The 16618-nt window shown below is 67.0% G+C and carries 14 protein-coding genes; 8 read left to right on the top strand and 6 right to left on the bottom strand.

The genetic code is table 11. From position 1 onward, the window contains the following. Position 1 precedes the first annotated feature (1 nt). Positions 2-2377, bottom strand: a complete 2376-nt coding sequence (locus LDO22_RS10330) for a DEAD/DEAH box helicase (protein ID WP_224027019.1) — start codon at positions 2375-2377, stop codon at positions 2-4. Between the two features lie 84 nt (positions 2378-2461). Continuing rightward, positions 2462-3154 (bottom strand): GNAT family N-acetyltransferase, encoded by a 693-nt coding sequence (locus LDO22_RS10325; protein ID WP_224027018.1) that lies wholly within the window; start codon positions 3152-3154, stop codon positions 2462-2464. A 147-nt stretch (positions 3155-3301) separates the two neighbouring features. Between LDO22_RS10325 and LDO22_RS10320 the strand changes: the two genes are divergently transcribed. Beyond that, entirely contained in the window at positions 3302-4198 is an 897-nt protein-coding gene (locus LDO22_RS10320) for a rhodanese-related sulfurtransferase (protein ID WP_224027017.1), read from the top strand. A 56-nt stretch (positions 4199-4254) separates the two neighbouring features. Here the strand turns inward: LDO22_RS10320 and LDO22_RS10315 are convergent, their stop codons facing one another. Together LDO22_RS10315 and LDO22_RS10310 are read right to left on the bottom strand one after the other, a co-directional pair. Beyond that, positions 4255-4818, bottom strand: a complete 564-nt coding sequence (locus tag LDO22_RS10315) for a hypothetical protein (RefSeq protein WP_224027016.1) — start codon at positions 4816-4818, stop codon at positions 4255-4257. Positions 4819-4868: 50 nt separating this feature from the next. Then, positions 4869-5345, bottom strand: a complete 477-nt coding sequence (locus LDO22_RS10310; protein WP_159630739.1) for a hypothetical protein — start codon at positions 5343-5345, stop codon at positions 4869-4871. Positions 5346-5388: 43 nt separating this feature from the next. Here LDO22_RS10310 and LDO22_RS10305 point away from each other — a divergent pair, with 43 nt between their 5' ends. The 5 genes from LDO22_RS10305 (at position 5389) to proC (ending at position 12433) form a co-directional block, all read left to right on the top strand. Beyond that, the gene (locus LDO22_RS10305) at positions 5389-7038 is read left to right on the top strand and encodes a methyltransferase (RefSeq protein WP_224027015.1); all 1650 of its coding nucleotides are present in this window, start codon (positions 5389-5391) and stop codon (positions 7036-7038) included. Between the two features lie 123 nt (positions 7039-7161). After that, entirely contained in the window at positions 7162-9888 is a 2727-nt protein-coding gene (gene topA / locus LDO22_RS10300; protein WP_159630743.1) for a type I DNA topoisomerase, read from the top strand. A gap of 52 nt (positions 9889-9940) precedes the next feature. Continuing rightward, positions 9941-10360: an SseB family protein gene (locus tag LDO22_RS10295; protein WP_159630745.1), complete on the top strand. Its 420-nt coding sequence runs from the start codon at positions 9941-9943 to the stop codon at positions 10358-10360. 7 nt (positions 10361-10367) lie between these two features. Next, positions 10368-11357 (top strand): Ppx/GppA phosphatase family protein, encoded by a 990-nt coding sequence (locus tag LDO22_RS10290; RefSeq protein WP_224027014.1) that lies wholly within the window; start codon positions 10368-10370, stop codon positions 11355-11357. Between the two features lie 242 nt (positions 11358-11599). Beyond that, positions 11600-12433 (top strand): pyrroline-5-carboxylate reductase, encoded by an 834-nt coding sequence (proC, locus tag LDO22_RS10285; RefSeq protein WP_159630749.1) that lies wholly within the window; start codon positions 11600-11602, stop codon positions 12431-12433. A gap of 18 nt (positions 12434-12451) precedes the next feature. Here proC and LDO22_RS10280 read toward each other — a convergent pair whose 3' ends face one another. Together LDO22_RS10280 and LDO22_RS10275 are read right to left on the bottom strand one after the other, a co-directional pair. Beyond that, the gene (locus LDO22_RS10280; RefSeq protein ID WP_026265713.1) at positions 12452-13138 is read right to left on the bottom strand and encodes a TrkA family potassium uptake protein; all 687 of its coding nucleotides are present in this window, start codon (positions 13136-13138) and stop codon (positions 12452-12454) included. Continuing rightward, on the bottom strand, positions 13131-14564 hold the full coding sequence (locus tag LDO22_RS10275; protein ID WP_159630751.1) for a potassium transporter TrkG: 1434 nt from the start codon (positions 14562-14564) through the stop codon (positions 13131-13133). Before LDO22_RS10275 ends, LDO22_RS10280 begins: the two co-directional genes overlap by 8 nt. A 104-nt stretch (positions 14565-14668) precedes the next feature. On the opposite strand from LDO22_RS10275, the gene LDO22_RS10270 reads away from it, so the two are divergent. Further along, positions 14669-15880: an acetoin utilization protein AcuC gene (locus LDO22_RS10270; protein WP_224027013.1), complete on the top strand. Its 1212-nt coding sequence runs from the start codon at positions 14669-14671 to the stop codon at positions 15878-15880. Positions 15881-15949: 69 nt separating this feature from the next. Further along, on the top strand, positions 15950-16597 hold the full coding sequence (locus tag LDO22_RS10265; protein WP_224027012.1) for a metalloregulator ArsR/SmtB family transcription factor: 648 nt from the start codon (positions 15950-15952) through the stop codon (positions 16595-16597). Positions 16598-16618: the final 21 nt, after the last annotated feature.

Genomic DNA, 16618 nt, shown 5'->3' with positions numbered 1-16618 from the left:
ATCAGCTCCTGGCTTCCAGATCCACCGGCGTGGCTTCTGTGGCGTCCTTGAGCAGCACGTCCAGGAGGGTAACCGCGGCGGCCTTATCCAGCGGGTTGTTCTTGTTGCCGCATTTTGGGGACTGCACGCAGGACGGGCAGCCGGCATCGCACTCGCAGGCCTTGATGGCATCGCGGGTCGCTGCCAGCCAGACCATGGCTTTGTCGAATCCCCGTTCGGCAAAGCCGGCTCCGCCGGGGTGCCCGTCGTACACGAAAATGGTGGGCACCCCGGTATCGGCATGCAGGGCAGTGGAGACCCCGCCGATGTCCCACCGGTCGCTGGAGGCCACCAGCGGCAGAAGTCCGATCGCGGCGTGCTCCGCGGCATGCAGGGCGCCCGGGAACTGCGCTTCGATGAGGCCGGCCCCGGTCAGCGAACGGTTGTCCACCACGAACCACACCGCCTTGGTGAAGAGCTCCCGTGCACCGAGTTCCAGCGGCTCCTCGCCCAGGACCTCATTGGAGATCAGGGCCTTGCGCTGGAAAGAGACAACCTGGGTGGTGACCTTCACGTCGCCGAAGTGGACGGTCACGTCGCCCCACTGCATGGTCCGCAGGGTGTCCAGGACCTCGATCTGGGTTACGTCGCGTGCCGTCGTGTAGTAGTCGGGGTTGGCCCGGCGGACCATCACGCAGTGGTCGTCTTCATTCAGGTCCTCCACCACATAGGAGTCGCCCTGGTGGACATACACGGCCCCGGTGTGTGCCTGGTAGTGCGTCTGCGGCGAGTCCATGGTCCCCAGGAGGGAACCCGTCTCGGCGTCGACGATGCTGACCGGGCCCCCACCGTCTGCCCGCAGGTTGACCATCCCCGCCGCGCTTTGCGAGTGGGTCCAGAACCAGCCCGCGGGCCGCCGCCGGAGGTAGCCCTGGGCAACCAGCCGGTCCAGGAGCATTTCAGCGGTGGGCCCGAAGAGGTCCAGCTCGCCCGGCCCCAAGGGAAGCTCGGCGGCTGCCGCACACAGGTGCGGGCCCAGAACATAGGGGTTGGAAGGGTCGAAGACCGTCGCCTCCACCGACACGTCGAAGATGGCCTCGGGATGGTTCACCAGGAAAGTGTCCAGCGGGTCATCGCTGGCCACGAAGGCCGCAATGGCATCCTGGCCCGCCCGGCCGGCCCTGCCGATCTGCTGGAACAGCGATGCCCGCGTACCGGGCCAGCCGGCCACCAGGACGGCATCCAGGCCCGAGATGTCGATCCCGAGTTCCAACGCAGACGTGCTGGAAACACCCAGCAGCTGGCCTGAACGCAGCGCTTTCTCCACCGCCCGGCGTTCCTCCGGCAGGTACCCCGACCGGTAGGCGGCAACCCGCTGCGGGAGGCTGGGATCCACCTCGTCGAGGAGCCGCTTGGTAATCGCGGAGATGGTCTCGGCGCCGCGGCGGGACTTGATGAAGGCGATGGTGCGGACCCGGGCGGATACCAGATTGGCCAGCAGATCGGAGGTTTCGGCCACGGCCGTCCGCCGCTCCTTCGCGCCGTTCTCCCCTCTGACCTCGGTCAGCGCCGGTTCCCACAGCGCCACGGTGGTGGCCCCGTGCGGCGAGCAGTCGCGGGACACCGCCTTGACGGGGGCCCCGATGAGGCGGGAAAAGGAGACATCGGGCTCGGACGCGGTGGCGGAGGCAGCGATGAACACGGGCTCGGGGAACGCCGTTCCCGCACCGTAATAGGCGCAGATCCGGCGCAGCCGCCGCATCAGGTTGGCCACGTGTGAGCCAAACACGCCCCGGTAGCTGTGCGCCTCGTCCACGATGACGTAGCGAAGGCGGCGGAAGAAACCGGCCCACCACGCGTGGTTGGGAAGGATGCCAAAGTGCAGCATGTCGGGGTTGGCCAGGATGAAGTTGGCGTGGTCCCTGATCCACCGGCGGGCGGAGGGATCGGTATCGCCGTCGTAAGTTTCCGCCCGGACCGTGGGCAGCTTCAGGGCGCGGATGGCGTTCAGCTGGTCCGCCGCCAGCGCCTTGGTGGGGGAGAGGTAAAGGGTGACGGCGCCGTCGTCGTGAATCTTGCCCGGGTCCGCGAGCACGCGGAGTTCGGACCGGTGGATCGCATCCAACGCCGGCAGCTGGTACGCCAGGGACTTTCCGGACGCAGTGCCGGTAGCCACCACAACGTGCTGGCCCGAATGCGCTGCATCGGCCGCGTCAACCTGGTGCCGGTACGGCTCAAGGATGCCCAGCGTCCCGTACGCCGCAGCAATGTCCGGATGAACCCATTCAGGCCAGGGCGCGTGGACTGCCTCCCGCGCCGGTATGGTGCGGACATGACGCAGCTGTTCCGGTTCCGGGCCGCGGCCCAGCAAAGGAATCAGGGAGTCGTGGGGGTTCACCCCACCATTCTTCCACCCGTAACTGTGCCGCCCGCCCGAGGTTCGCCAACGGGGAAAACAAACGGCAGGCCCAGCTGAACCCGTTCAGCTCAGGGAGAGGTCCGCCCCGTCATGAGATGCCGAGAGCATCAGGACCCGGGCCACCGTGGTCCAGCCAAGATGGGAGTAGAGCTTCTGCCCGTCCAGGGACGCCAGCAGCAAACCGGCGCGGACATCGTGCCCGAAGGCCTGGGCCGCCAGCGCACGCATGATGAAACTGCCCAGGCCCCTGCGCTGGAACGCCGGCTCGGTGATGATCTTGTCGAACACTGCGGTGTCACCCACCACGAACACCCTGCCACTGGCCGCGAGGGCTTCTCCGGAGCGGACCTCGGCGTAATGCACGCCGTCCTGCTCGTACGTGGACAGGCTCAGGTCGTCGTCGGACAGCCAGGGGTCCTCGGCGTCCTGCGTCTCCATGTCCACGATCATCATCGTCTGCGAATCGGACGTGACGTTCAGCCCTTTACGGGCCGCCAGGGCGGCGTACCGTGAGGGGTCGTTGGTAAGAATGGTCAGTACCCGCGCCGGGGATTCCGCAGTCCTGGCCGCGAGGGCGGCGAACTCGTCATCGGTGGGTTCGGACGCGAAAATTTCCCACTCGCCGCTGGTGTCAGAGCGGAGCGCAGCGGGGAAACGGCCCTCCGTGGAGGTCCGGTAGCCGCGACATCCGGCCCAGCCGGCAACCCACACTTCGAGCAGGCCAGTGATGTCTTCAACCAGGGTTTCCGGGCTCATGGCAAGAACACTATTCCAGCCCGATCACAAGCAACAGGGGGTGCCGAAGTGCTTATGCAATTGTGATACGCCGGGCCGCCGCACGTGGACCCGGGCCGGCCCTGCAGCGCAGCCGCTGACCTTAAAGCAGCCGGTACCCTTAAATACGTGGCTTTGAACAAGATTGTGCTCTTTTACGGCTTTACCCCCATAGCTGACCCGGACGCCGTCCGCCTCTGGCAGCGTGCCCTGTGCGAAAAGCTGGGACTGACCGGCCGCATCCTCATTTCCAAGGACGGCATCAATGCCACGGTGGGCGGGGAAATCGGCGCCGTCAAACAGTACGTCAAGACCACCCGCGAGTACTCCGGGTTCCGGGGAATCGACGTCAAATGGTCCGACGGCGGCGCGGCGGACTTCCCCCGGCTCAGCGTGAAGGTGCGGGACGAGATTGTCTCCTTCGGCGCGCCCGGCGAACTCAAGGTCGACGCCGGTGGCGTGGTGGGCGGCGGAAAACACCTCAAGCCGGAGGAGCTCCACGAGCTCGTGGAAGCCAGGAAACAGGAAGGCGGGGACGTGGTGTTCTTCGACGGCCGGAACGCCTTCGAAGCGCAGATTGGCCGGTTCAAGGACGCGGTGGTACCGGATGTCGCCACCACCCATGACTTCATCAAGGAGCTGGAGTCCGGCAAATACGACTCTCTGAAGGACAAGCCCGTGGTGACCTACTGCACCGGAGGCATCCGCTGCGAGGTGCTCTCCAGCCTGATGGTGAACCGCGGCTTCAAAGAGGTGTACCAGCTCGACGGCGGGATCGTCCGGTACGGCGAAGCCTTCAAGGACCAGGGGCTCTGGGAGGGCTCGCTGTACGTCTTTGACAAGCGCATGCACCTGGAATTCAGCGAGGACGCCAAGACCATCGGCCAGTGCGCCCGCTGCTCGGCGCCCACCAGCAAATTCGAGAACTGCTCCAACCCGAGCTGCCGCACCCTCACGCTGTACTGCGCCGACTGCGCCGCCAGCCCGGAGACGCTCCGCTGCCCGGACGGCTGCGCGGCGGCCTGAGCCGCACCGCAAGGAAACCGGGCTGGGGGAGCGTGATGCCCGCCCGTCGTCCCGGATTAGAGCCTGTGCACCCGGAACGCGTAGTTCGCCGCGGTCCTCGCCTCCACCCGGACCGTGAGGACGCTGTCCGTTGACAGGTAAATGACGTTCTCGCGGTTGATGCCGCACCGGAGGGCAAGGTCCACCAAGGTGAGGGTCTCGGTGCGGACGGTGAAGGTCACCCGGCGCTGGCTGCGGCAGGCGATGGACAAGATATAGGTCCCGGTGTCCAGCACCGGCGACGCGACCAGCCGGTCCTCCCCGGCAGCCAAAAGCCCGGCGTCGGCCTGGACCACGGGGCCGGTGGTACCCGGAAGGGCCCGGGACACCCAGTCACCCAGCTCCGCCGCGCCCACCGGATCCTGCTGCAGCGGGTCGCGGGTGAACGCAGGCGCCGGCGCAGCAGTCCCGGTGCCCTGCGCGCTGCCGGCCCTGCCGTCGTCGTACGTATATTCGCAGCCGGCCAGTGCACCTGCCGCAAGCACCAGCCCAAGGGCGACGGCGGCTCCCGGCTTCGGTGCCAGAAGCGCCCGTGCTGTCCCTTCGGGAAGGGGCGCGGAGATTCCCCGCACGCTGGGCATAGTCCGACTCTAAGCCCGCAGCGGGCGGCGGGCCAGAGCCGGAAGAGGGCTTATTTCGCCGGTGCCAGCTGGTAGGCGTAGAGCAGCGGAGCGTCCACGCTGGAACTGCTGATTTCGACCCGTCCGGTGGCGGACAGCGTTATTTTGGTGGTTTCCTGCCGGCCGTTGCAGGCTGCTCCTGCTTCCGTCACGGCTTTGCCGTCCAGGGACACGGCGAAGAAGGCTTTGCCGGTCCCTTCGCACACCGTCGTGAGTACATAGCTGCCGGCGGGCACCCTGGCGGCCTCCTGCACAATGCGGTTCCGGTTGAGGATCTTCCCCGAATCCTGGAGCACGACACCCGCCGGCGTAGAGGGCAGGGCGGTGGCCCGCCACTTGGGAACATCCGCATTCTCCACCGAGTTCACGGGTGAACACCCCGCCGCGGCCAGGCAGAGAGCCGCGGCCACCACCGTCACCGGCAGCGAACGGCGGACCACAGCGGCCGCCGTGCGGGCGCGCGGAAGGAGGGGAAGGCGGGAAGGCATGTGACCACCGTACCCCGCAGCCACGCCGGACTAAACTTGAGCGATGCCTGGATCCCCTTATGAGTTCACCGCCGGAAACACTGCCGACGCTCCCCGCAGCGACCTCCCCGCGCTGCTTTCCACCCTCGCCGCGGACCTGCGCGGGCTCGACTACACGCTTGACGGCGTGGCACGGCTGCTGGGCCCGGCGGCCTCGGCCGCGCTGAACAGGGACCAGATCATCCCCGCGGTGCTCGCTGTTGAGCATGCTGTGCGGGCCGACAACGGCACGGCGCCGCTGGCCGCCGTCGTCCGCTTGTGGCTCCTCGCAGAGCCGCAGGAAAAGGAAACGCTCGACGCCGCACTGCCGGGCACCGGCGCCGACGGTCTCCTTGAACTGGGGCTGGTGCAGCCCGTCCCCGGCTCCGGGCTCCTTACGGCGAAGGCTGACCTCCGGCCGTACGGCTGGGACAAGAATGAGGACGGCAGCGGCGGCGCGGAGCTCTGGGTGGCCAGCGACCTCGCCGCCCACCAGCAGGCCGGGGTGCTCCGGCATGACCACGTCCTTGGCATCGGGCAGGCATCCACCACCCTGGTGCAGACCACCATCCGCCGCCACACCGAGCGCGCGCTGGACCTGGGGACAGGGTGCGGCATCCAGGCCTTCCACCTGCTGCACCACTGCCAGCACGTGACCGCCACCGACATCTCCGAACGTGCCCTGGCCTACGCGCGGTTCAACATCCTGCTCAACGCGGAGGCGCTGTCCATCGACCCGGACCACCTCGAGGACCGGGTCAGCCTCCGCCTGGGTTCGCTCCTGGAGCCGGTGGCCGGGGAAGAGTTCGGCCTGGTGGTCTCCAACCCGCCGTTCGTCATCACCCCGCGCAGTCCCGGCGAGGACGCGGCGGACCAATTCACCTACCGCGACGGCGGCCTCCCGGGCGACGGGATCGTCGCCTCCCTGGTGGCCGCCCTGCCCGGCGTCTTGGAGCCCGGCGGTTGGGCCCAGATGCTGGGCAACTGGGAAGTCGCCGCCGGCAGCAGCTGGGAGGAGCGGCCAAAATCCTGGGTGCGGCAGGGCACGGACGCCTGGTTCATCCAACGTGAAGAGGTCAGCCCGGAACAGTACGCCGAAACCTGGCTCCGGGACGCCTCGGAGTCCCGGGACCGGCAGCACTACCGGGAGTCTTATGCCCAGTACCTTGCCGATTTCGGGTCCCGGGATGTTGCCGGCATCGGCTTCGGCATGGTCTGGCTGCGCCGCCCCGCTGACGGCCGCGCTGCCGCCATCAGCCGCTTCGAGGAAATCACGTACCCCATCGAGCAGCCCATCGGCCCCCACCTGGGTGCCGCCGTCGAACGCGCCGACTGGCTCGCCGCGCATGACCTTGAGGCCACGCACCTGCTCGTGGCGGAGGACGTCACCGAGGAGCGCCACCAGCGCCCGGGCGCCGAACACCCCGGCGTGATCCTGCTCCGGCAGGGTGCCGGGCTGCGCCGCACCAATTTGATGAGCACGGAGCTGGCAGGCTTCGTGTCCGCATGCGACGGCGACCTCACCGCCGGGCAGATCGCCGGGGCTTTGGAGGCCCTCCTGGGCGGCGGGGAGGGGTTCGACGCCGGGACTTTCCAGGCTGCGCTGCTCGCCGACGTTGCCAACCTGGTCCGTGACGGCTTCCTGGTCCCGGCCGGAAATCCCGCCGTGGAATAAGCCCCCTCAAGCCCTCAACAGAGCCCCGTCTTTTCCACATGAATGCGCACGATTGCCCAAAATATGGTGAACTAGGCGAACATGGGCTCATCTGCCCCAGCAACCTTTTTCTGTAGGAGCACCGTGCCAAGCAAGGCCAAAACCGGCAAGAAACTCGTGATTGTGGAGTCTCCAGCCAAGAGCAAGACCATCGCCAAGTACCTCGGCGAGGGCTTCATCGTAGAGGCCTCCATTGGTCACATCCGGGACCTGCCGCAGCCGTCCGAACTCCCTGCCGAGCTGAAGAAAACCTCCGTCGGCAAGTTCGCCGTCGACATTGAACACGACTTCAAGCCCTACTACGTGGTGTCCCCGGACAAGAAGAAAAAGGTCACCGAGCTCAAAGCCGCGCTCAAGGACGCCGACGAACTCTATCTCGCAACCGATGGGGACCGCGAGGGCGAGGCCATCGCGTGGCACCTGCTGGAAGTACTCAAGCCCAAGGTCCCGGTGTACCGGATGACGTTCGGCGAAATCACCAAGGAAGCCATCCAGCGCGCCATGGGCAACCTGCGCGACGTGGACCAGGACCTGGTGGACGCCCAGGAAACCCGCCGCGTCCTGGACCGCCTCTACGGCTACGAAATCTCACCCGTCCTCTGGCGCAAGGTGGCCCGCGGCCTGTCCGCCGGACGCGTGCAGTCCGTGGTCACCCGCATGGTGGTGGACCGCGAACGCGAACGCATGGCCTTCAAGGCTGCCTCCTACTGGGACCTGACCGGCCAGTTCGGCGCCGAGTCCGGCTCGTTCAAGGCCAAGCTGGCCGCCGTGGACGGCGCCAAGGTGGCCACGGGCCGCGACTTCAACGACAACGGCGAGCTCACGTCCCGGAACGTGGCCCACCTCAACGAGGAACTGGCAACGTCCCTGGCGGCCGGCCTGCAGAACGCCGACTTCCGCGTCCGGTCGGTGGACACCAAGCCGTACACGCGCCGTCCCGCCGCGCCGTTCACCACCTCCACGCTGCAGCAGGAGGCCGGCCGCAAGCTGCGCTTCTCCTCCAAGAGCACCATGCAGATCGCCCAGCGGCTGTACGAAAACGGCTACATCACCTATATGCGTACGGACTCGTCCGCGTTGAGCGATGAGGCCATCACGGCAGCCCGCCGCCAGGCCTCCGAACTGTACGGCCCCGAATACATTCCCCAGTCGCCGCGCGTCTACTCCAATAAGGCCGCCAACGCCCAGGAAGCGCACGAGGCCATCCGCCCCGCCGGTGACTCTTTCCGCACGCCTGCCCAGGTCGCCAAGCAGCTCTCCGGCGATGAGTTCCGCCTGTACGAGCTCATCTGGAAGCGTACGGTCGCCTCCCAAATGGGCGACGCCAAGGGTTCAACGGCCACCATCCGCCTGGGTGCCGTCTCCGCAGATGGCCGGGACGCGGAATTCTCCGCCTCCGGCACCGTGATCACGTTCCCCGGCTTCCTCGCCGCCTACGAGGAAGGCAAGGACGAGACCCGCGGCGACGACGACTCCGACGAAGCACGCCGGCTGCCCAATGTGGCCAAGGATGACTCCCTGACGGCCGCGGACATCCAGGCCGTGGGCCACGAGACGTCCCCGCCGCCGCGCTACACGGAAGCATCGCTGACCGCGGAGCTGGAGAAGAAGGGCATCGGCCGCCCGTCCACCTACGCCTCCACCATCTCCACCATCCAGGACCGCGGCTACGTCCGGAAGCAGGGTTCAGCCCTGGTGCCCAGCTGGATCGCCTTCTCCGTCATCCGGCTCCTGGAGCAGCATTTCTCCGACTACGTGGATTACGAGTTCACCGCCGACATGGAAGGCGACCTGGACAAGATCGCCAATGGCCAGGAAGCCGGCGCCTCCTGGCTGCGGCACTTCTACTTCGGCGAGGATTCCGATCCGGGCCTGCTGAGCATCGTCAACAACCTGGGCGAGATCGATGCCCGGGAAATCAACTCAATCCCGATCACCGACGAGATCACGCTCCGGGTGGGCAAGTTCGGTCCCTACCTGGAAAGCTCTGCCGCCGTGGTGGACCCGAAGACGGGCGAGATCGTGGAATCGGCGCGCGCCAACGTGCCCGAGGACCTGGCTCCGGATGAGCTGACCGCGGCCAAGGCCATCGAGCTGATGGAGACGGCGGCCCCGGAGGAACGCGTGCTCGGCGCCGATCCGCATACGGGACACACCGTGGTGGCCAAGAACGGCCGTTACGGCGCCTACGTCACCGAGATCATCCCTGAGATGACCGACGAGGAACTGGCCAACCAGCCGGTGGAGTACTACAAGAACGGCAAGCCCAAGCCGCCGAAGAAGCCCGTCAAGGCAAAGCCCCGCACGGGGTCGCTCTTCAAGTCGATGACCGTGGAGTCCGTCACCCTGGACGAGGCGCTCCAGCTCATGAGCCTGCCCCGGGCACTGGGGGAGGACGCCGAAGGCAACCTCATCACGGTGCAGAACGGCCGGTTCGGGCCCTACCTGAAGAAGGGGACTGACTCCCGCTCCATTGGTTCCGAAGAGGAAATCTTCACCATCACCCTGGAACAGGCCCTGGAGATCTACTCGCAGCCCAAGCAGCGCGGCGCCCGTGCCGCGGTGCCGCCGCTGGCGGAGTTCGGCCCGGACCCGGTATCCGAGAAGAACATCGTGGTGAAGGAGGGCCGGTTCGGGCCCTACATCACCGACGGCATCACCAACATCACGGTTCCCCGTGCCACCTCGCTGGAGGAACTCACACGGGAACAGGCCGTGGAGTTGCTGGCAGAGAAGCGCGCCAAGGGCCCGGTCAAGCGGACCGCCACCCGCAAGGCGCCCGCGAAGAAGAAGGCAACGGCCAAGAAGTAGGCGTGTGGCCGGCGCGTTTGCGCCGGCCACCGTATCGTGATCGGCTAGGGGAATGACTGAACAGCCCGCGCACACGGATCTCCAGCCGCTCAACGACCTCGAGGAGAAGCTCGCCACCGGCGGACAGCCCGACGCCGACCCGGTGGACGTCATCCTGTCCTTCCTCAACAGCGAGGTCTACATCATCAGCTCGGACACGGTTGAGGGCATCGACTCCCAGGTGGAGCCCCTGGTCCTTGCCAACGCCGACGGCGACCCCGTCCTTGCCGTTTTCTCGCACCCCAGCCGGGTGGACCAGCAGTACCTGGAAGCCGCCCCCAACGTCCTGGGCACGCAGGGCGCTGCCATCATCGCCAATATCGGCGATGAGCTGGGCATGGTGATCAACCCCGGCGCAGCCTACGGTTTCGAGATCAACCCCGAGGGCGTCGCCAACATCCGGCGCGACTTCAAGCGCGCCGACGAGCAATAATGTCCCCATGCGTCTAGGCGTCCTCGACATTGGTTCCAATACTGTCCATCTGCTCCTGGTGGATGCCCACCCGGGCGCGCAGCCGGTCCCGTTCGCGTCCCATAAGCGGCCGCTGTCCCTGGTGCAGTACCTGGAACCGGATGGCAGCATCAGCGACGAGGGCCAGCACGAGCTGACCGAGTTCGTGCTGGAAGCCTGGGAATTCGCGGCGCGCCACAAGGCCGAGGACCTGCTGGCGTTCTGTACCTCGGCCATCCGCGAGGCCACCAACGGCCCAGCCGTCCTGGCCCGGGTCAAGCACGAAACCACGGTGACCCTCCAGGAACTCACCGGCAGCGAAGAGGCGTCCATGACCTTCTTCGCTGTACGGCGCTGGCATGGGTGGGGAGCCGGTCCCATCCTGAACCTGGACATCGGCGGCGGCTCGTTTGAAATGGCCTTTGGCCAGGACGAACTTCCGGAAGTAGCCACCTCGGTGCCGCTGGGCGCCAGCCGGCTCACCAGGGACTGGCTCGCCGAGGATCCACCGTCGGCCAAAAGCGTCAAGGAACTGCGGCGGTACATCAGGGCCACGCTCAAACCTGCCGTCCGCGAATTCGACGGCCTGGGCCGGGCAAACGTGGTGGCCGGAACCTCCAAGACCTTCCGCTCCCTGGCCCGGATCGCCGGTGCCGCCCCCAGTGCGGAAGGACCCTACGTTAAGAGGGAACTGCACGCCTCGGACCTGGGCATCTGGACCCAGCGGATCTCGGCCATGAGTTCGGAAGACAGGCTGCACCTTCCCGGTGTTTCCGAGGCGCGCGCCCATCAGCTCCTTGCCGGCGCTCTGGTGGCCGAGGCAGCCCTGGAAATGTTCAAGTTCAAGAAGCTCCGCATTTGCCCCTGGGCGCTCCGCGAAGGGCTCATCCTGCGGCGCCTAGACCAGCTGGTCTTTGCCGGACCTCTGGAGCCGGCGCCCCATGTTGCCGCTTCCCGGCCGGTGGACGCAGGAGTCTAGCCACAGGCGTCCAGCCTGCTTCGCAGCAGGTTCATTAAAAGCGGAAGCACCGGGGCCGGCAACAGGAAAATGGGGGAAAACCTGCTGCCGTGCCACCGGTGCCCTTGGCAGGCATCCCCATGCCTGCCGCATCACTCGCACCCTCAATGAGGTAATAACTACGTTAGGACCCCAAGTTGTGTGCTGCCTGCGCTGAAGATGGGAGTTGCCTGTGAATGCCTCGCAACTGCAATGATGGAGGCATGAGCAACCGAATCGCATTCCTTGGCTGTGGATCCATGAACGAAGCCATTCTTGGCGGCCTGCTGGAGGCGGGGAAGGACCCGGGGGATGTGGTGGCCACGGTCCGCCGCGCCGGTCGCGCCGCGGAACTGGCCGAGCGGTACCACGGGATCACCGCCATCGCCGGCGAGGAAGAACCTGACAACAACAAACAGGCCGCCAAGGGATCTGCCGTAGTCATCCTTGGCGTCAAGCCCGTGGGCATCGCGGACCTGGCAAAGGAAATCAGCCCGGCCCTTTCGCCCGATACCGTGGTGGTCAGTGTGGCTGCGGCCGTGTCCATCGCCCAGCTGGAGGCTGCACTCCCCGCGGGGCAGCCGGTGATCCGGACCATGCCCAACACCCCCGCGAAGCTGGGCCGCGGCGTCGTTTCGGTCTCGCCGGGCACGCACTGCACTCCGGAACAACTCCAGATGGTCAAAGACATGCTGCAGGGCGCAGGAACCGTGGTTGAGGTCCCCGAGGAGCAGGTGGATGCACTCTCGGCCATCAGTGGCTCCGGTCCTGCCTACGCGTTCTACCTTGCCGAGGCCATGGCGTCCGCAGGGGAAGAGCTGGGCCTGGACCGAGAGTTGTCCCTCCTGCTGGCGCGCGAAACAGTGGCCGGCGCCGGCCTCATGCTGGCCGAGCCCGGGGCAGATCCCGCAGCGCTGCGCAAGGCCGTCACCAGCCCCAACGGCACCACCGAACGCGCCATTGCCACCTTTGACGAACAGGGCATCCCCGCGATCATTGCCGCCGGCGCCCGCGCCGCCGCCGACCGGGCAGCAGAGATCACCAGGCAGCTCGGCTGATTCCCAGGCGTGGCCCGGCTACGGCCGGGCCGCGAACCTCTCCAGCAGGTCCACGTGGCCGGAGACGATGAGCATATCCCGGGAGGACACCTTGGTCTCGGGCCGGGCGTACGTGAAGTCCTCACCCGGGGACTTCACGCCCACGATGGTCACGCCGTACTTGGAGCGGACCTTTGACTCGTCCAGGGTGAAGCCCACGGTCTCGCGCGGCGGGTACATCTTCACGATGGCAAAGTCGTCGTCGAACTCGATGAAGTCCAGCATGCGCCCGGAGACCAGGTGCGCGGCGCGGACTCCGGCGTCGGCCTCGGGGTAGATGACGTGGTTCGCGCCGATCCGGGTCAGGATCTTGCCGTGCGACGGAGTGATGGCCTTGACCCAGAGGTGCTCGATGCCCAGGTCCACCAGGTTCACGGTAATCAGTACCGAGGACTCAATGGAGGTGCCCACGCCCACGACGGCGGAGCTGAACTCCTGGGCGCCCAGCTGGCGGAGTGCGTCGATGTTGGTGGCATCAGCCTCCACCACATGGGTCAGGAGGGGTGCCCATTTCTGCACCAGGTTCCGGTCCCGTTCAATGGCGAGCACTTCCCGGCCCTGCTTGACCAGCTGCTCCGCGGTGGATGATCCGAAGCGGCCCAGCCCGATGACCAGTACCGGAGCATTGTGGGCGGGGCGCCGGGGGGCGTCTGTGGAACTAGCCAATGATCGGCCTCTCTTCGGGGTAGTGGTACAGCTGGCTGCGCTGGCGCAGGGCCAGTGCAGCGGCGAGGGTCACGGTGCCCACGCGGCCGGCGAACATGAGGGCTGTCAGGACGTAGACGCCCTCGGGCGGAACCTCCGCGCTGAGGCCGGTGCTCAGGCCCACCGTGGCGAAGGCCGAAATCGTCTCAAACAGTACCCGGTCCAGTGATGCGCCGCTGAACTGCAGGAGCAGGAAGGCGGAGACGGAAACAAGCGTGGCGCCGGCAACGATCACGGAGATGGCCACCCGCATGGTGCCCTGCGGGATGGTCCGGCCGTACACCTTAACGTCGGCGTCGCCGCGGGCTTCGGCAACGATGGCCAGGAACATCACGGCGATGGTGGTCACCTTGATGCCGCCCGCCGTCGACGCCGACCCGCCGCCTGCGAACATCAGCGCGTCAGTCAGCAGCTTGGTGGTGGATTCCATGTGATTCTGGTCCACCAGGTTGAACCCACCCGAACGCGTCATGACCGAGGCAAAAAGGGAATGGGTGATCTTGTCGCCGATGGCCATCGGCCCGATGGTCCGGGCGTTGTCCCACTCCATCAGGGCCCACAGCAGTGTGCCCGCGGCAAGCAGGATGAGGGAGACCTGGATGGTGAGCTTGGTGTGGAGGTTCCACTTCTTCCAGTTCAGGCCGTTCTGCTGCAGGACCATCACCACCGGGAACCCCAGGCTGCCCAGGAAGACCCCCACCATGAGGGGGATCAGGATCCACAGGTCCGTCTCGTAGGGCACGATGCCGTCCGAGTGCGGCGTGAAGCCGGCGTTGTTGAACGACGAAATGGAATAGAAGACGCCGTGCCAGACAGACTGCCAGAACGGTTCGCCCAGGGTGAGGAACCGCGGGACCAGGGCGAGCGCCAGGATGCCCTCGATGACTACGGAAGTGGTGATGACGATCCGCAGCAGCGTGCCCACTTCGCCCAGGCGGCCGGCATTGTTCATGGATTCCGCGGCAATGATCTTGCCGCGCACACCCAGCCGCTTGCTCACCATGAGCGCCAGCAGCGATGCCAGCGTCAACGTGCCCAAGCCGCCGATGAAGATGCCCACCAGGATCACCAGTTGGCCAAAGAAGGACCAGTGGATCGCCGTCGAAACCACCGTGAGCCCCGTGACGCACACGGCTGAGACGGCCGTGAACAGCGCCTGGTGGATGGGGGTGGGTGTTCCGTCAGCCGACGATACGGGCAGGGACAGCAGGAAGGTGAATACCGTGCACACAGCGGCGAACGCGGTCAGTGCCAGCCGTGCGGGGGAGGTGTTGGCGATGTCGTCAATGAAGTCGCGCAGCCGCGTGAAGATCCAGAGGCCCTCCCGCTCCTGCGCCGGGGGGTGCCAGGGGGCCGGAGTCCGGGGCCTCGACTGGCTTTGCGTCATGTGTGGGTTTTCCTCGGTTGAAACGGCTTCCTTCAGTAGTAAACCACTAAAGCCCGCGCCATGGCCGGGCCGGCGGCAGCGCGGGCTCGGGTAGCCTGTGATTGATGACATACCTGCCCGGACTCAGCCAGCCCGCGCCGCCAACGATGGTGGCGTGGAGTCCTGACATGACAGCTTACAACTTTGGGCCCGGCCACCCCATGGCGCCCGAGCGTATGGACCTGACCGCGCGCCTGTCCCGCAGCCTGGGGCTCTTCGACCTGGACCACGTTGACCTTGCAGCCCCGGAGGTCGCATCGGACGCGGAACTGGAGTCCGTCCACTCCGCTGATTACGTTGCAGCAGTCCGCCGGGTCAGTACGGACCCTTCCCGGCCGGACGAGTCGCGCGGGCTGGGAACCGAGGACGATCCGGCATTCGCGGGCATGCACGAGGCCGCGGCGCGCCTGGCCGGCGGTTCGCTGCTGGCGGCCCAGCGCGTGCTGGATGGTTCGGCTGTCCACGCGGTGAACTTCGGCGGCGGCATGCACCACGCCGCCCGGGAGCGCGCCAGCGGATTCTGCATCTACAACGACGCCGCCCTTGCCGTGCAGAAACTGCTCGACGGCGGGGTGGGCAAGGTGGCCTATATCGACGTCGACGCGCACCACGGCGACGGCACGCAGAACATCTTCTGGGACGATCCCCGGGTCCTGACGATCTCGCTGCACGAGACGGGGCTGACCCTCTTTCCTGGCACGGGCTTCGCCAACGAGGTGGGCGGCCCCGTGGCGGAGGGGACGGCCGTGAACGTCGCCCTGCCTGCAGGAACGTCCGACGCCGGCTGGCTTCGCGCCTTCTACGCCGTGGTGCCGCAACTGGTGGGTGCCTTCGAACCCGGGGTGATCGTGAGCCAGCACGGCTGCGACTCGCACCGCAGCGACCCCCTCACGCACCTCAACCTCAGCGTGGACGGCCAGCGCGAGGCAGCGAACGCCGTCGGGCACTTGGCCGAAAGGTACTGCGGCGGCCGCTGGATCGCTACCGGCGGCGGAGGCTACAACGTGCTGGATGTGGTGCCACGGGCCTGGAGCCACCTGGTGGCCATCGCCGCGGGGCGGCCGGTACCGCTGCGGACCCCCGTGCCGGCGGACTGGCGTCAGTACGTGATGGAGAAGTTCGGCAGGGAAGCGCCCGCCCTGATGGGGGATGACGTGGAGCTCTGGTGGCGGTCCTGGGAGGTGGGCTTCGACCCCAATGACGCCGTGGACCGCACCGTCATGGCCACCCGCAAGGCAGTGTTCCCGCTGCACGGACTGGATCCCTGGTTCGACTAGTCAAGCCGGAACTTTGCGCCGCCGAAATAGTTGATGCCTTTAGACGTATATGTCGCTAGGGTGGGAGGCATGGTGACAGACGACGTATTTGCCGTCATAGCGGAATCCACCCGGCGGGACATCCTGGTGGCCCTTCGGGCAGGAGATAAAGCCGTGGGGGAACTGGTGGAGGAACTGGCGGCGAGCCAGCCCACCATTTCCAAGCACCTGAAAGTCCTCCGTGAAGCGCAGCTGGTCAGCATGCGGGCGCAGGGCCAGAAGCGCTACTACGCCTTGAACCGGGGACCGCTGGAAGGCATCGCCAGCTGGCTGGAAACGTTCGACGTCGGCACCGCCGGCAGCGCCGCCGCCGCACCGTCCGGCGCGGACCAGTCAGCAGCAGTCCCGTCACCCGCCGCGCAGGCAGAGGCCGCCCCGGAAGTCCCCGCCCACCTGCAGGAGGGCGTTGCCGCTGCGGCCGCTTCGTTGCCGCCGGCCCCCAGGGCGGCGCAGCCGGCGGTGACGCAGAAACCCCGGGAAGAGGTCCCCGCGCCCCTGCTGGTGCGGGAAGGCGCCGAGCTGAGCCCCGCCGTCGTGATTCCCGGCGGGACAGCCGCCCCGCTGAGCGACGATACCGTTCCGCAGCAGATCGGACGCACCGTTGGCCGGGCGGCCACCAAGGCGGCCGACCTGTTGGCCAGCCTCCCCAACCTGCCGAAATTCGGACGCAAGAAGTAGGGCCCGGCCGGAAGAAGCAGG

This window comes from Arthrobacter sp. NicSoilC5 (assembly GCF_019977395.1).
Taxonomy (GTDB): domain Bacteria; phylum Actinomycetota; class Actinomycetes; order Actinomycetales; family Micrococcaceae; genus Arthrobacter.
This window is presented reverse-complemented; position numbering and strand designations above follow the sequence as displayed.

Bases quoted from the DNA above. Each gene is read 5' to 3' on its own strand.
- LDO22_RS10325 (WP_224027018.1), bottom strand. From the start codon at position 3,154: ATGAGCCCGGAAACCCTGGTTGAAGACATCACTGGCCTGCTCGAAGTG.
- LDO22_RS10315 (WP_224027016.1), bottom strand. From the start codon at position 4,818: ATGCCCAGCGTGCGGGGAATCTCCGCGCCCCTTCCCGAAGGGACAGCA.
- LDO22_RS10310 (WP_159630739.1), bottom strand. From the start codon at position 5,345: ATGCCTTCCCGCCTTCCCCTCCTTCCGCGCGCCCGCACGGCGGCCGCT.
- LDO22_RS10305 (WP_224027015.1), top strand. From the start codon at position 5,389: ATGCCTGGATCCCCTTATGAGTTCACCGCCGGAAACACTGCCGACGCT.
- LDO22_RS10295 (WP_159630745.1), top strand. From the start codon at position 9,941: ATGACTGAACAGCCCGCGCACACGGATCTCCAGCCGCTCAACGACCTC.
- LDO22_RS10290 (WP_224027014.1), top strand. From the start codon at position 10,368: ATGCGTCTAGGCGTCCTCGACATTGGTTCCAATACTGTCCATCTGCTC.
- proC (WP_159630749.1), top strand. From the start codon at position 11,600: ATGAGCAACCGAATCGCATTCCTTGGCTGTGGATCCATGAACGAAGCC.
- LDO22_RS10275 (WP_159630751.1), bottom strand. From the start codon at position 14,564: ATGACGCAAAGCCAGTCGAGGCCCCGGACTCCGGCCCCCTGGCACCCC.
- LDO22_RS10270 (WP_224027013.1), top strand. From the start codon at position 14,669: ATGACATACCTGCCCGGACTCAGCCAGCCCGCGCCGCCAACGATGGTG.
- LDO22_RS10265 (WP_224027012.1), top strand. From the start codon at position 15,950: ATGGTGACAGACGACGTATTTGCCGTCATAGCGGAATCCACCCGGCGG.